The sequence below is a fragment of the Janthinobacterium sp. BHSEK genome (assembly GCF_056174685.1).
Map to the genome: position 1 here is coordinate 95381 of NZ_JBWBYV010000003.1, position 15180 is coordinate 110560.

10 protein-coding genes and 8 tRNA genes are annotated in these 15180 nt (G+C 61.5%); 3 read left to right on the plus strand and 15 right to left on the minus strand.

Going from position 1 to position 15180, the window contains the following annotated elements:
* Positions 1 to 57: 57 nt before the first annotated feature.
* The 12 genes from AC0V2Y_RS01090 to AC0V2Y_RS01145 all read right to left on the minus strand — a co-directional run bounded on the left by AC0V2Y_RS01090 (position 58) and on the right by AC0V2Y_RS01145 (position 6170).
* Positions 58 to 633 carry an elongation factor P gene (locus tag AC0V2Y_RS01090; protein ID WP_034778059.1) on the minus strand — a complete coding sequence of 192 codons (576 nt, stop codon included), beginning with the start codon at positions 631 to 633 and terminating at the stop codon, positions 58 to 60.
* 135 nt (positions 634 to 768) lie between these two features.
* Positions 769 to 1938, minus strand: a complete 1170-nt coding sequence (earP, locus tag AC0V2Y_RS01095) for an elongation factor P maturation arginine rhamnosyltransferase EarP (protein ID WP_475413550.1) — start codon at positions 1936 to 1938, stop codon at positions 769 to 771.
* 95 nt (positions 1939 to 2033) lie between these two features.
* Positions 2034 to 2109: transfer RNA gene (locus AC0V2Y_RS01100), tRNA-Glu, on the minus strand.
* A 56-nt stretch (positions 2110 to 2165) separates the two neighbouring features.
* Positions 2166 to 2241 (minus strand) — tRNA-Glu (locus AC0V2Y_RS01105).
* A gap of 124 nt (positions 2242 to 2365) precedes the next feature.
* Positions 2366 to 2441 (minus strand) — tRNA-Glu (locus AC0V2Y_RS01110).
* Positions 2442 to 2987: 546 nt separating this feature from the next.
* A tRNA-Ala gene (locus AC0V2Y_RS01115) sits at positions 2988 to 3063 on the minus strand.
* 50 nt (positions 3064 to 3113) lie between these two features.
* A tRNA-Glu gene (locus AC0V2Y_RS01120) sits at positions 3114 to 3189 on the minus strand.
* A 51-nt stretch (positions 3190 to 3240) separates the two neighbouring features.
* A tRNA-Ala gene (locus tag AC0V2Y_RS01125) sits at positions 3241 to 3316 on the minus strand.
* A gap of 135 nt (positions 3317 to 3451) precedes the next feature.
* A tRNA-Glu gene (locus AC0V2Y_RS01130) sits at positions 3452 to 3527 on the minus strand.
* Positions 3528 to 3581: 54 nt separating this feature from the next.
* Positions 3582 to 3657, minus strand: a tRNA-Ala gene (locus AC0V2Y_RS01135).
* A 124-nt stretch (positions 3658 to 3781) separates the two neighbouring features.
* Positions 3782 to 5188 (minus strand): glutamate--tRNA ligase, encoded by a 1407-nt coding sequence (gene gltX / locus AC0V2Y_RS01140; RefSeq protein ID WP_475413551.1) that lies wholly within the window; start codon positions 5186 to 5188, stop codon positions 3782 to 3784.
* A 70-nt stretch (positions 5189 to 5258) separates the two neighbouring features.
* Positions 5259 to 6170 carry a LysR family transcriptional regulator gene (locus tag AC0V2Y_RS01145; RefSeq protein WP_475413552.1) on the minus strand — a complete coding sequence of 304 codons (912 nt, stop codon included), beginning with the start codon at positions 6168 to 6170 and terminating at the stop codon, positions 5259 to 5261.
* A 159-nt stretch (positions 6171 to 6329) separates the two neighbouring features.
* Here AC0V2Y_RS01145 and lysA point away from each other — a divergent pair, with 159 nt between their 5' ends.
* Entirely contained in the window at positions 6330 to 7568 is a 1239-nt protein-coding gene (lysA, locus tag AC0V2Y_RS01150) for a diaminopimelate decarboxylase (protein WP_475413553.1), read from the plus strand.
* Between the two features lie 63 nt (positions 7569 to 7631).
* Entirely contained in the window at positions 7632 to 9197 is a 1566-nt protein-coding gene (locus AC0V2Y_RS01155; RefSeq protein WP_475413554.1) for a phospholipase D family protein, read from the plus strand.
* Between the two features lie 122 nt (positions 9198 to 9319).
* On the opposite strand, the gene AC0V2Y_RS01160 is transcribed toward AC0V2Y_RS01155, so the two are convergent.
* The 3 genes from AC0V2Y_RS01160 to apbC form a co-directional block, all read right to left on the minus strand.
* Positions 9320 to 10996 (minus strand): alkaline phosphatase family protein, encoded by a 1677-nt coding sequence (locus tag AC0V2Y_RS01160; RefSeq protein WP_475413555.1) that lies wholly within the window; start codon positions 10994 to 10996, stop codon positions 9320 to 9322.
* A 138-nt stretch (positions 10997 to 11134) separates the two neighbouring features.
* Complete coding sequence (locus AC0V2Y_RS01165) at positions 11135 to 11542, minus strand: DUF4399 domain-containing protein (protein ID WP_475413556.1); 408 nt, start codon at positions 11540 to 11542, stop codon at positions 11135 to 11137.
* Positions 11543 to 11762: 220 nt separating this feature from the next.
* Entirely contained in the window at positions 11763 to 12851 is a 1089-nt protein-coding gene (gene apbC / locus AC0V2Y_RS01170) for an iron-sulfur cluster carrier protein ApbC (RefSeq protein ID WP_070219730.1), read from the minus strand.
* Between the two features lie 161 nt (positions 12852 to 13012).
* Here apbC and metG point away from each other — a divergent pair, with 161 nt between their 5' ends.
* Positions 13013 to 15169: a methionine--tRNA ligase gene (metG, locus tag AC0V2Y_RS01175; RefSeq protein ID WP_475413557.1), complete on the plus strand. Its 2157-nt coding sequence runs from the start codon at positions 13013 to 13015 to the stop codon at positions 15167 to 15169.
* Positions 15170 to 15180: the final 11 nt, after the last annotated feature.

A 15180-nucleotide genomic window follows, 5' to 3' on the forward strand; every position in this document is an offset into this window, starting at 1 on the left:
CAAAAAAAAAACGCCGCCCGAAGGCAGCGTTTCTTGATGGTCAAGCACTGGGGCGTATCAGTTGCGTACGACACGCTTGTATTCGTTGGTACGGGTGTCGATTTCGATCACGTCGTCCTGTGCCACGAACAGCGGCACTTGTACGGTGTGGCGGTGTGCGTCGATGGCGTTTTCGATCTTGGCTTCTTTCAGGACGTTGCCCGACGTGTTGCCCTTGACCGCAGGCTCCGAGTACACCACTTGACGGGCGATGGTCGTAGGCAGTTCAACGGAGATAGCCTTGCCGTCGTAGAAAATGGCTTCGCATTCCATGCCATCTTTCAGGTAGTTCAGCGCTTCGCCCAGGTTTTCTTCTTCGATTTCGTACTGGTTGTATTCAGCGTCCATGAAAACGAACAGCGGGTCGGCGAAGTAGGAATACGTCACTGGCTTTTTATCCAGAACAACAACGTCGAACTTGTCGTCGCCGCGGAACACGTTTTCCATCGGGGTGTTCGTCAGAAGATTTTTCATCTTCCATTTGTAGGTGAAGCCCGTGCGGCTCGAACCGTTGACATCAGAACGCAACACGATCATTGGCTTGCTGTCGACCATGATGATATTGCCAACACGAATTTCTTTTGCGGGTTTCATAGGAATGTACGTAAAAAGTGGGTTGCATGAAGACCATCTGCCGCCTGTGCGCCATCAGCGCCGCAAGCTTGCGTTTGATCGGTTAAAAATACGTTAGAAATAACCGAGCATTTTACCTTAATTTTTGGCAAGCGCCTATCTCGTCGCGCCGGCGAACGCCAGCAAGTTACTTGCCAGATCGCCATGCGCCTGCATCTGCCGCTGCCAGGCCTGCGCGCGCGCCCGGATGCGCGGCAGATCGGCCTGCAATGCGGGCCACAGCCGCGCCCACGGCAAGGCGTCCGCGCTGGCGCCATTCCAGGCCAGCGCCGCCTGCACCAGGCTGTCGATGGGGCCGTCCGCATCGACAGCATAGCGCCGCAGGAAGGCGCGCAATTTCACGTGATGCAAGTTTTCATCCTGCAGATAGATATGCCAGAGAAACGGCTGGCCCGCCCATTGCGCACGCACGAAGGAATCCTCGCCGCGCACGAAATTGACGTCGCAAGCCCACAGCAGGCGGTCGTAATCGTCCTGCGGCACGAAAGGCAGCACGCGCACGGTGAGCGCGCCGCGCGTGCGCGCCGCGCCGGCCACTGCCGCATCGTCGCCTATAAACGCCTGAACGGCGTCGAACGCGACGCCTTCCGGCGCCAGACATACCACAGCTTGCTCACCCGCCCGCCAAGCCGCGAACAGTTCGGCGACGGGCGCGGACGGATAGCAGAACAGCGATACCTTCAAGGCGGACATTTCCGCCGCCGTCACGCCGAATTGCCCGAGGAAGGCCGCCATGGCGGGCGCATCGGCCTGGAACGCCAGCCTTTTCTCATCCAGCGCCGCTTCGCGCAGCAGGCCACCCGTTTTATCGGTAAAACCGGGAAAGAAGAAATGCTTGATCATGCCGTGGCGCGGCGACGTCAGCGCATGGCAACCCTCGACCCACTCTTCCGCCGTCAGTCCTTCCAGATTCAGCCACACGGGCTGCGGCGTGCATTGCGCCATGGCGGTGATATAGCCGGGCGGAATATCGCAGGCAAAAAACTCGATGACGATATCGGCGACGTCGGCGGGCGCAAACACGCCATCCTGGCCGCGCCAGTGGCGGACCGTGACGCCGGATGCCTGCTGCGCCTCGGCCGCCACGTCGATGGCGGGGCAGATGCGCCGGAAACTGGATAAATCATCGACCCACAGGGTGACGGCGACGCCGTGCTCGCCGCTCAACTGCCGCGCCAAGCGCCAGCAAATGCCGATATCGCCGTAGTTGTCGACGACTTTGCAGAAGATGGCCAGGGATGGTGCGCGATCGGTAGGTAGTGGCATAGTCGACGGGAAGAGAAAAACGTGGGCATGGCGGCCAATAACAAAAAAGCCGCGCTGTTACCAGGCGGCTTTTTTGTTGGCTGATTCAGCCGGTCTGGCGTCCCCAAGGGGATTCGAACCCCTGTACTCACCGTGAAAGGGTGATGTCCTAGGCCTCTAGACGATGGGGACAGAAAATCTGTCCTGGATGCGCTGCTTTGCATCCCGACCTTTTTACTACGCGAATCTGGCGTCCCCAAGGGGATTCGAACCCCTGTACTCACCGTGAAAGGGTGATGTCCTAGGCCTCTAGACGATGGGGACAGAAATCTGTCCTGAATGCATTATTTCGCATCCTGACCCGGTACTGCAGCAATATGGCAGAAACAAAAAAAGCCTGACTTGTCAGGCCCGTTCAGCACTGCACTCTTGCTTTACAACTAAATCCTGGCGTCCCCAAGGGGATTCGAACCCCTGTACTCACCGTGAAAGGGTGATGTCCTAGGCCTCTAGACGATGGGGACCTGTGCTGGCTTTACTCTCAGCGGACTCTTCGTTGAAGGCTTTGCTTAGCCCCTCAAAAAAGCGTGCGCGAAGTATAGCATGGGGCGATTCACGAAATCAACTGCCGGGAGTTTTATTTTCCATCTTATTTGCGGGGCTCCTCCTATGTGGCGGAAGATCCTCGCAGGATATGGAAATACTGCGTATTGCAATTTTAGCTGGCGCAAAAAAAGCCGCATATGCGACCTAGCATGCACGTGGAGTTGATGCAGGCCGACGGCGCTGTCGGATTACGCTGCGCTAATCCGACCTACGCGACACCCCAGAGGGGTATGGCACTTAATTCGCAGACGTAAAAAAAGCCGCCCAAGGCGACTTTGATTTATTTACTGCCTGCTTCTGCGCTGTTGGTGGAGGTTGGCGGGAGCTAACCACTGACCTCTTGCATGCCATGCAAGCGCGCTAACAGCTTAGCCATATTCCCCCGAGGGGTATGGCGGGAAGTGTCGCGGAAATAAAAAAAGCCGCCCGAGGCGACTTTGATTATCACGTGATTTCTGCGCTGTTGGTGGAGGTAAGCGGGATCGAACCGCTGACCTCTTGCATGCCATGCAAGCGCTCTCCCAGCTGAGCTATACCCCCCGGGCGCAGAAACACTGCTACTTCTTTACGACTACAACACCAGACTGAACTGGCGTCCCCAAGGGGATTCGAACCCCTGTACTCACCGTGAAAGGGTGATGTCCTAGGCCTCTAGACGATGGGGACCTGGGTACTGCATTTTTGCTTCTACAATTTGCCGCCTTACTTCTGCGCTGTTGGTGGAGGTAAGCGGGATCGAACCGCTGACCTCTTGCATGCCATGCAAGCGCTCTCCCAGCTGAGCTATACCCCCCGGGCGCAGAAATAATAAAAGCCGCACTTGGCGACTTTGTTCCACTACTTGCTTTCCATCCAGAACCCGTCTTTTAACTGGCCTGAACTTACAACAATCAGTACAAACAACTGCCACTACTATACCACAACTACCTGGCGTCCCCAAGGGGATTCGAACCCCTGTACTCACCGTGAAAGGGTGATGTCCTAGGCCTCTAGACGATGGGGACCGCGGAACTTCCAAACAACATCTGCACCACTTCAACAAGCAACATCATTGCTGCTGGTGGAGGTAAGCGGGATCGAACCGCTGACCTCTTGCATGCCATGCAAGCGCTCTCCCAGCTGAGCTATACCCCCGTTGGTGCAGAAACAAGAGTATAGCAAAGAAGTTTCACTCTGCAAATACCCTTTTTCGTCTATGAGCAACTTTTCATAGGGGCGGTTTCCGCACTGCGTTTACGCGCTCAATTCAGCGCGGCGATTACAGCCACTTTGCCAGGCGCGCCAGCACGGTGTCGCGACCGAAGATCACGACCACCTGGTCGATGGCCGGCGTCTGCAGCTGGCCCGTCAGGATCAGGCGCAAGGGCATGGCCAGCAGCGGCATCTTGATGGCGTTGGCGGCCAGCACTTCCTTGATCATGGCGGCCACGGCTTCCTTGCTCCACTCCACCGTGGCGATGCGCTCGGCAAACTGCGCCAGCACGGGCTTGATGGCGTCCGTGATGTGCTGCGTTGCCAGTTCAGCTTCCGGCTGCGGCGCGCGGAAGAACAGCATCGAGGCGGCAGCCAGCTCATTGACGGTGTTGGCGCGCTCTTTCATCATGCCCAGCACTTGCGCCAGATCAGGCGCGCCTTCGAAGACGGCGCCGGCGGCGACCATTTGCGGACGCGCCAGGTCGGCCAGACGGGCATTGTCGGCCTGCTTGATATAGTGATTATTCAGCCAGGCCAGTTTTTCATTGTTGAACTGGGCCGCCGATTTCGACAGGTGATTCAGGTTGAACCACTCGCAGAACTGCTCGGTCGAGAACACTTCATCGTCGCCATGGCTCCAGCCCAGGCGCGCCAGGTAGTTCAGCATCGCTTCCGGCAGGAAGCCCTGCGCCGGGTAATCCATCACGCTGACGGCGCCATGGCGCTTCGACAGCTTCTCGCCGTCCGCGCCGAGGATCATCGGCAGGTGACCGTACAGCGGCAGCGGCGCGCCGATGGCGCGCAGGATGTTGATCTGGCGCGGGGTGTTGTTGACGTGGTCGTCGCCGCGGATCACGTGGGTGATCTGCATGTCCCAGTCATCGACGGCCACGCAGAAGTTATAGGTCGGCGTGCCGTCCGGGCGGGCGATCACCAGGTCGTCCAGCTCGCGGTTCGAGATCGCGATCGTACCCTTGACCACATCGTCCCACGTCACGTCGCCATCGAGCGGATTCTTGAAGCGCACGACGGGCTTGCGGTCGGCAGGGATGGCCGGCAGGGTCTTGCCCGGCTCCGGGCGCCAGGTGCCGTCGTAGCGTGGCTTTTCGCCGGCGGCGCGCATGCGCTCGCGCATCGCTTCGACTTCTTCCGGCGACGAGTAGCAGTGATACGCCGTGCCTTCGGCCAGCATCTGCGCCACCACTTCGCGGTAGCGGTCCATGCGGGCCATCTGGTAGAACGGGCCTTCGTCGTGGTCCAGGCCCAGCCACTTCATGCCTTCGATGATGGCTTGCACGGCTTCCGGCGTGGAACGCTCCACGTCCGTGTCCTCGATGCGCAGCACGAAGGTGCCGCCGAAGTGGCGGGCATACGCCCAGCTGTATAAAGCGGTGCGGGCGCCGCCCAGATGCAGATAGCCGGTCGGGCTGGGAGCGAAACGGGTACGGACGGGAGTAGCGTTTGTGGTCATCGAAGTAATCAGGCTTGAATAAGTAAAACGCCATTTTACTCTGTTGACCGCCGCCGCTCCACAAGCGCCGTCACAGCTGCAGCAAGCGCCTTTTCACCTCGCCCGCCTGCGCATGCAGCGCCTGCTCGAACAGGGCCACCAGCTGCGACAAGGGCCGGTGCAGGGGCTTGACCAGATTCACCGTGAACGGCAGGGACACGGCAAAGCGGCGGATCTGCAAGCCCTGCCCCGCGTAGTCCAGCGCCGTGAGCGGATTGACGATGGCCAGGCCCACGCCTTCGCGCACCATGGCGCAGACGGAGGCGGCGCTGTGCGTGTCGAGCGCCATGCGCCGCTCCACGCCGGCCTGCGCGAAGATCGCATCGATCTGCTGGCGGTAGGGGTCGACGGCGGCCAGGCTGATGAAAGGCTGGCCCGCGAAATCGGCCGGCTGCAGCACGGCCTTGCCGGCCAGCGCATGGCCGTCGGGCAGCACGCACACTTCATCGACGGACATCAGGGTGTCGAGCGCGGTGCCCGGCGGCGCATTGCCCACTTCCGTCAGGCCAATGTCATGGCGCTGCGCCGACAGCCACTCCTCCAGCAGCGGCGATTCCTGCGGCGTGATACTGATGCTCACCTTGGGAAAATCGGCGACGAAACGCTTGCAGGCCTGCGGCAGCAGGGATTGGGAAAACACGGGCAGGCAGGCGATCGACAGCTGCCCCTGGTCGAACTGGCGCAGGGCAGTCGCCGTGCTGACGATGCGCTCCAGGCCGAAATACGCGCGCTGTACTTCTTCGAACAGCTGCAGCGCCTGGGCCGTGGGGCGCAGCCGCCCCCGTTCGCGCTCGAACAGGGTCAGGCCCGTCAAATGCTCGAAGCGCGCCAGCTCGCGGCTGACGGTGGGCTGCGAGGTGTGCAGCATGGCGGCGGCGGCCGTCACGCTGCCCGTCGTCATGATGGCGCGGAAAACCTCGATATGGCGCAATGAGATGGTCATGCGCATATCATAAATGAATAAGGTCGCCTTAAATGGATATTTTATGTTTACACAGAAAAGCCGCATCATGGCCAGCATCGTAGGTCGGATTAGCGGGCAAAGCCCGCGTAATCCGACACCACCTCCGACACCACCCATCACACGACAAAGACCACCACCATGAAACCAGTGCCAGACGCCACCCTCGCCCAACTCGCCCAGGAACACGGCACGCCACTGTGGGTGTATGACGCGGCCACCATCCGCGCACGCATCGCGCAGCTGGCGCAGTTCGACACCGTGCGCTTCGCGCAAAAGGCCAACTCGAACATCCATCTGCTCACCCTGATGCGCGAAGCGGGCGTGCACGTGGACGCCGTCTCGCTGGGCGAGATCGAGCGTGCGCTGCAGGCAGGCTTTACGCCGGCGCAAACGAATGGCGCCGCCGGCGTGGTGTTCACCTGCGACCTGTTCGACCGCGCCACCCTGGCGCGCGTGGCGGCAGCGAAGATCGAAGTCAATTGCGGCTCCGTCGACATGCTGCGCCAGCTGGGCCCCGTGTCGCCCGGCCACCGCGTCTGGCTGCGCATCAATCCAGGCTATGGCCATGGCCACAGCAACAAGACGAATACGGGCGGCGAAAACAGCAAGCACGGCATCTGGCATGAAGAGCTGCCGGAAGCGCTGGCCGTCATCCGCGCGCATGGCCTGCACCTGGTGGGCCTGCACATGCATATCGGCTCGGGCGTCGACTACAGCCACCTGGAAACCGTCTGCGGCACCATGGTCGACCTGGTCAAGAACATGGGCCATGACCTGGAAGCCATTTCCACGGGCGGCGGCCTGTCCGTGCCCTACCGCGAAGGCGAGCAGCCCGTCGACACGGACCACTACTTCCAGCTGTGGGATGCGGCGCGCAAGCAGATCGAGGCGCACCTGGGCCATCCCGTGCACCTGGAAATCGAACCGGGCCGCTTCCTCGTGGCCGACGCGGGCCTGCTGGTGGCCGAAGTGCGCGCCACCAAGCAAATGGGCGGCAACCATTTCACCTTGCTCGATACGGGCTTCAATGAACTGATGCGTCCCGCCATGTACGGCAGCTACCATGAAATGTCGGTGATCGCGCACGACGGCCGCGCTCTCGATGAGCAGCACGCCACCGTCGTCGGCGGCCCCCTGTGCGAATCGGGCGACGTGTTTACCCAGCGCGATGGCGGCGTGGTGGAAACCCGCCTGCTACCTGCAGCGCAGGTGGGCGACTACGTCGTCTTCGAAGGCGCGGGCGCGTATGGCGCGTCGATGTCGTCGAACTACAACAGCCGCCCGCATGCAGCCGAATACCTGGTCGATGGGGCGCAATCCCGCCTGATCCGCCGCCGCCAGACGGTGGCCGAGCTGATCGCGCTGGAACAACTGTAAATCCTCGCCCGCGTGCGGGCATGCGCATCTGCTAACATCGGGGCAACTCGATGAAAGCCCGCCATGCCCGCCCAAGCACTTCCCTTCCGCAGCGCCACCCGGCTGCTGCTGCCCCTGCTGCTGTCCGCCGTCCTCGCCGGCTGCACTACACTGCCCTCGCTGGACGGCCGCAGCCCCTCCACCGTCATCGCAGACACACAGCACACCCAATTGGCCACGGCCATCGCGCCTATGGTGGCGCAGCATCCCGGCGTGTCCGGCATCTATCCGCTGGTCGACGGCCGCGACGCCTTTGCTGCGCGCGCCCTGCTGGCCGCCGCCGCCCAGCGCAGCCTGGACGTGCAGTACTACATCTGGCACAAGGACATCACGGGCACCTTGCTGTTCGACGCCCTGCGCCAGGCGGCGGAACGGGGCGTGCGCGTGCGCCTGCTGCTCGACGATAACAACACGGCGGGCCTGGACCAGACCCTGGCCATGCTGGGCAAGCAGCGGAACCTGGAAATCCGCCTGTTCAACCCCTTCCTGCCCCGCGCTCCCCGCGCGCTGGCCTTTGCCATGGATTTTTCGCGCCTGAACCGGCGCATGCACAATAAATCGTTCACGGCAGATAACCAGGCCACCATCGTTGGCGGACGCAATGTGGGCGATGAATATTTTGGCGCGGCCGGCGAGGTGCTGTTCGCCGACCTGGACGTGCTGGCCGTCGGCCCCATCGTCGGCGAGGTCTCGCAGGATTTCGACCGCTACTGGAACAGCGCCTCGGCTTACCCTGCGCAACTGCTGCTGACCAGCCCTGTCGATGGCGACGCGGCCACCATCGCCGCCGAGGCGGACCGCATCGACGACACCAGGGCCGCCGAGGAATACGTGCAGGCGCTGCGCACCTCGCCCTTCGTCAAGCAGATGATGGAACGCACCCTGCCCTTCGAATGGGCGCGCACACGCATGGTCAGCGATGACCCGGCCAAAGTGCTGGACCAGGCCAGGCCAGGCACGGGCGTGGCGGAAAACCTGCAAAACCTGCTGGGCGTGCCGGAAAAGGAAGTGGACCTGGTGTCGCCGTATTTCGTGCCCGGCAAGGCCGGCACCCAGGCCTTTGCCGACCTGGCGAAAAAAGGCGTGGGCGTGCGCATCCTGACGAATGCGCTGGAAGCGACCGACGTGGCGGCCGTGCATGCGGGCTATGCAAAGTGGAGGAAACCGCTGCTAGAAGCGGGCGTGCTGCTGTATGAATCGCGCCGCTCGTGGGAGGCCGGCGACGCGCGCGAGCAGCCGGGCCGCTTCGGCAGTTCCGCATCAAGCCTGCATGCGAAGACCTTTGCCGTCGACGACCGGCGCATCTTTGTCGGCTCGTTCAACTTCGATCCGCGCTCGATCGAATTGAACACGGAAATGGGCCTCGTCGTCGACAGCCCCGCGCTGGCCAGCCAGCTGGGGCAAGCCATGCGCACCACTATCCCGCAACGCGCCTACCAGGTGCTGCTTGGCGACGACGGCGCGCTGTACTGGATCGCCCGCGACGCCAGCGGCGCCACCACGCGCTACGACACGGAACCGGGCACCAGCGTGTGGAGGCGCATGGGAGTGGCGATTCTGTCGGTGCTGCCGATCGATTGGTTGCTGTAATCGGTTTTGCCGACGATGTTGTCGGATGACGCGTGGCTGCGCCCCGCTAATCCGACCTACAAGGTCATCGTAGGTCGGGTTAGCGCAAAGCGCGTAAGCCGACAAGCGCGCAGCACCGCCCTTTACCGCACCGCTTCCGTCAAGATTCGCCCTTCCGACGCGGACGGCTGGCGTATGCGCAGCAGGTGGGCCAGCGTAGGCGCGATGTCGACCACTTCCGCGTACTGGCCATAGGCGCCCGGCTTGATCCAGCGGGGGCCGAACACCATCAGCGGCACGTTGGTGTCATACGTGTACGGCGTGCCGTGCGAGGTGCCGCCGCTGCCCTTGCCAAAGTACCAGGCCGGCTTTGTGACGACCATCAGGTCGCCCGACAGCTGGCGGTTCCAGGCGCGGCGCATCAGGGTATCCATGCGGGTGACCACGGCGCCTGCTTCCATCTGCGTGCGCGTGTAGACTTGCGCCAGGCCGTCCTGCTGCAGCAGGAAGCGGGCCGCCGCGTCTTCCAGGGCGGCGCGCTGGATGCCGCTCTTTTCCGCCAGCGCGTAGTCGAGGTAGATATTCGGCAGCGACGACGTCGTCACCAGTTTATCGATGCCCAGGCTCGTCGCCAGGTGCCGGCTCAAGGCATCGACCAGCTTGGCGCCATCGATGCGTTTGGCGGAAAAGCCGCGCGTTTCGGCAAATTCCGGCACGTTGGCAAAGCCATGGTCGGCCGTCAGCACCACCAGCACGTTATCCATGCCGACTTTTTTATCCAGGTCGCTAAAGAAGCCGGCCAGCATGCGGTCCAGGCGCTGCAGGTGGTCGTGCGACATCTTGCTTTCCGGGCCGTAGGCATGGTTCACATAATCGTGCGCGGACAGGCTCACGCCCAGGATGTCGGGCACGCCGGCCGGATTGCGGCCCAGATTCTCGCCATCGATGGCGGCGCGGGCGAATTCCAGGGTCAGCTCATCGAGGAAGGGACCAGACTTCAAACGGCTGTAGTACTCGCCATCGAGCTTGCCGCTGTCGCTGTAATAGGCGAACGGGAAGGTATTGCGCGTGCCCGGCTTGGCCGCCACCAGATCATCACGGGCGTCGCGCGCATAGGCAGCATCGGCCAGCAGCGGCGTCCAGCTCTTGCCATAATAACGGTCCTGCGGTTTGGCCGCCTGGTAGCGCTGCACCCATTGCGGATGCTGCTGCATGTAATAGGTGCTGCTGGCGAAATTGCCCGTCTTTTCCATGTACATATAGGCCGTGCCCGTTTTCCCGGCCAGCAGGATGGCGCCCCGGTCCTTGCCCGACACGGTGACGACCTTGGCCTGGTCGCCCGTGGCATAGCGCAGCTCGTCGCCGAGGGTGCTCACGCGCAGCTTCGTCGGCGCCGTGCCGTCGTCCGGCTGCGTTGCTTCGCCAATGTAATGGAAATTACCGTCCTCGGTGCAGTACACGGACTTTTTCGTAACGGGATCGATCCAGTTATTGCCGATCACGCCATGCTGGTACGGGTAGGCGCCCGACAGCACGGCCGAGTGGCCGATGGCGGTGACCGTGATGCCATGCGCCTGGTGCGCATCGCTGAACCACGCGCCCTGCTCCAGCAGGCGGCGGAAGCCGCCCTGGCCGAACTGGTCGCGATAGCGCGTCACCTGTTCCTGCGGCAAGCCGTCCACCACCAGCACCACGACCAGCTTTGGCTGCGCCACGGCAGTGGGAACCACCTTGGCCGCATGCGCCTGGCACGCCGCCACGCCAGCGACCACCAGCAGCGCCTGCGCCACTTGCCGGGAAAGGGAGAAATGTTTCGTCATATCCACTCATCAAAAGTTAGGCCACCGGGCAGCATACGCCGACTATATGACGCAATGATGACAAAAGGCAATAACAAGAAAAAGACCGGGCTCCATCGCTGGAACCCGGCCTATGCCGCAACAGACAATATATCTGACTTACTTGACCGTCACCTTGATGCTTTTGCTCAACTCCGGTCCATATGACTGGTGCGCGCCATTGGCAAACTGCATGGTGAGGGTGTACTGGCCCGGCGGCAAGGTGACGTCCGTTTCCGTTTGACCTTTGCCAAAATGCAAATGCTTGTCATCCATGGGTATCATCTCGCCCGCCTTCATCGGCCCCGAATTGATGAGCAGATGATGGTGGCCCGTCTTGGCCGTCATGTCGCCGGCCGGCTTGACGTCCATGCCTTGGATCGCAAACTTGACCTTGAACGGGCTGCTGACGGTGGCGCCGTCAACCGGCTCGACGAACGAGACGGATTGGGCAAAGGCGCTGGCGGCCAGCAGGCTGCCGGCGATCACGGCGATACTACGACGCAGGAATACGGTGTTCAATTGCATGATGTCTCCTCTTGTTTAATAACAACATGGACTGCATGAAACCATATTCCTGGCGGTCATGGCGCCGGGGACGAGTTAAGCCAATGGTGCCACTGGTGGCCTTGAAAACCGTAGCGAGCAAGCTCAATGTCGGGTTGAGTAACGCAACCGTACTTTAGTACGGTGAGTAACGCCGACCCGAAAGTGAGCTGCGCAGCAGGTTTGCAAGGCCACCCAACCATCAGTCGTTCTTGATGACGATCGACGGGAATTTACTTGTCATATCCTTCGCCTTTTCCGCCACTTTAATGGCGATGGTGCGGGCGATCTGCTTGTAGATCACGGCGACGGGGCCTTCCGGCTCGGCCACGACGGTGGGCGTGCCCGAATCCGTCTGCTGGCGAATCGCCATGGTCAGCGGCAAGGCGCCGAGGAATTCCACGCCGAAGTCCGCGCACATCTTCGCACCGCCGCCGGCGCCGAAGATTTCTTCCGCATGGCCGCAGTTCGAGCAGATGTGCGTGCTCATGTTTTCCACCACGCCGAGGATCGGAATGCCGACCTTCTCGAACATTTTGAGACCCTTGCGCGCGTCCAGCAGCGCGATGTCCTGCGGCGTGGTGACGATCACGGCGCCCGTGACGGGTACTTTCTGCGACAGGGTCAGCTGGATGTCGCCGGTGCCTGGCGGCATGTCGACGATCAGGTAATCGAGGTCGCGCCAGTTGGTCTGGTCCAGCAACTGCTGCAAGGCTTGCGTGACCATCGGGCCGCGCCACACCATCGGCTCGTCCGGATCGATCATGAAGCCGATCGACGACACTTGCAGGCCGTGGTTTTCCATCGGCTCCATGCTCTTGCCGTCCAGCGTCTTCGGCTGGCCGCTGATGCCCAGCATCATCGGCTGCGACGGGCCATAGATATCGGCGTCCAGCATGCCGACGGTGGCGCCTTCGGCGGCCAGGGCCAGGGCCAGGTTGACGGCCGTGGTCGATTTGCCAACGCCGCCCTTGCCGGAAGCGACGGCGATGATGTTTTTCACGTTGCTCATCGGCTTCAAGCCGCGCTGCACCGTGTGCGAAATGATCTTCGACGACACGCCCACGCTGACGTTGCCCACGCCCGGCAGCACGCGCAGGGCGGCCAGCACGGACTTGCGGATCAGGTCGATCTGGCTCTTGGCGGGATAGCCCAGTTCGATGTCGAGCGAAATGTCGCTGCCATCGACCTTCAGATTCTTGACGGTTTTACTGGAAACGAAATCTTTATGTGTATTTGGATCAATAACCTGGGCCAGCGCGGCCTTGACGTCTTCTACTGTGATGCTCATGTAAATCTCCATGTGTACTACATATGTGCAATAAGGCGCAGTCTAGCGCAAATTTGCATGGTGCGATGGCGGCAAAAGCATCACTTGCCGGCGCTGCATCTGCTCATATTGCCTTTCCGCTGTTAAAATGTCCTATTATCCATCCCAAAAGTGCATCAATCATGACTCGCAAGCTGTTCGTCACCACTGCCCTGCCTTACGCAAACGCCGCTTTTCACATTGGCCACATCATGGAATACATCCAGGCCGATATCTGGGTCCGGTTCCAGCGAATGCAACGCGATGGCGCAGCCGGCCGTGAAGTGCACTTTGTGGGCGCCGACGATACGCATGGCACGCCCATCATGATCGCCGCCGAAAAGGAAGGCATCACGCCGCAGCAATTCGTCGCCAACATCGCCGCCGGCCGCGCCCAGTACCTCGATGGCTTCCACATCGCCTTCGACAACTGGTATTCGACCGATTCGCCGGAAAACGTTGATCTGTCGCAATCGATCTACCGCAAGCTGCGCGATACGGGCCTGATCGTCACGAAAACCGTCGACCGCTTCTTCGACCCGGTGAAAGGCATGTTCCTGGCCGACCGCAACATCAAGGGCGAATGCCCGAAATGCGGCGCCAAGAACCAGTACGGCGACAATTGCGAGGTCTGCGGCGCGGCTTACCAGCCGACCGACCTGGTCAACCCGTTCTCGGTCTTCACCAACGCGACGCCCGTGATGAAGCCGTCGGAACAGTATTTCTTCAAGCTGTCCGACCCGCGCTGCTTCGAATTCCTCAAGGATTGGCTGAATACGCCAGGCCGCTTGCAGCCGGAAATGGTCAACAAGGTCAGCGAGTGGCTGGGCGAGGCGGGCGAAAAGCTGGCCGACTGGGACATTTCGCGCGATGCGCCCTACTTCGGCATCCCGATTCCCGATGCGCCGGGCAAGTTCTTCTATGTGTGGATGGATGCGCCCGTCGGCTACCTGGCCAGCCTGAAAAACTATTGCGACAAGAAAGGCATCGATTTCGACGCCTTCCTGAATGACCCGTCGACGGAACAGATCCACTTCATCGGCAAGGACATCGTTTCCTTCCATTTGCTGTTCTGGCCCGCCATGCTGAAGTTCGCCGATCACCCCGTGATCGACAAACTGAAAGTCAATGTGCACGGCTTCCTGACGGTCAACAACGAAAAAATGTCGAAGTCGCGCGGCACGGGCATCTCGCCGCTGCGCTACCTGGACCTGGGCATGAACCCGGAATGGCTGCGCTACTACATCGCCTTCAAGCTGAACTCGAAAGTGGAAGACCTGGACTTCAACGGCGAAGATTTTGTTGCCCGCGTGAACAGCGACTTGATCGGCAAATACGTGAACATCGCCAGCCGCTGCGCCGGCTTCATCGCCAAGCGTTTCGACGGCAAGCTGGCGTCGACGCTGTCGGAAGGCGCGCAAAGCTGGATCAACCGCGCGCTGACGGTGGACGTCAACGGCGTCATCGTCGAGCGCCAGGCCAGCATCGCCGCGCACTTCGAGAACCGCGAATTCGGCAAGGCCTTGCGCGAGATCATGGAAATCGCCGACATCACCAACCAGTATGTCGATGAAAACAAACCATGGATTCTGGCCAAGGATGCGGACAAGACGGCCGAGCTGCACGACGTGTGCACGACGGCCCTGATCCTGTTCCGCCAGCTGACGATTCTGCTGTCGCCGGTGCTGCCGGGCGTGGCGAAGAACGTGGCATCGTTCCTCAATGACGCCGAGTTCACCTGGGCCGATACGCAAGTGTTCGGCGACGCCGTCTCGAACAGCATGCTGGGCCGTACCATCGGCGCCTACAGCCACTTGATGACGCGCATGGATGCGAAGATGATCGAAGCGCTGTTTGACGCGCCGCAAGCAGCCGCCGCCATCGCCGCACCGGCTGGCGACGCCGCCAACGACGCCACGGCCCCTGCTGCCGCCGCTGCCGCCATCGAGGAACTGGCGCCCGAAATCAAGATCGACGACTTCCTCAAGGTCGACCTGCGCATCGCCAAGATCGTCAACTGCGAACTGGTCGACGGCTCCGACAAGCTGCTGCGCCTGACCCTGGATGCGGGCGAAGGCCGCTTGCGCAATGTGTTCTCGGGCATCCGCTCGGCCTACCAGCCGGAAGAACTGATCGGCAAGCTGACGGTGCTGGTGGCCAATCTGGCGCCGCGCAAGATGAAGTTCGGCATTTCGGAAGGCATGGTCATGGCCGCCTCCGCCGCCGACGAGAAGGCCAATCCGGGCATCTACATCCTGAACCCATGGCCGGGCGCAGAACCTGGCATGCGCATCCGCTAAGCCCGCACAAG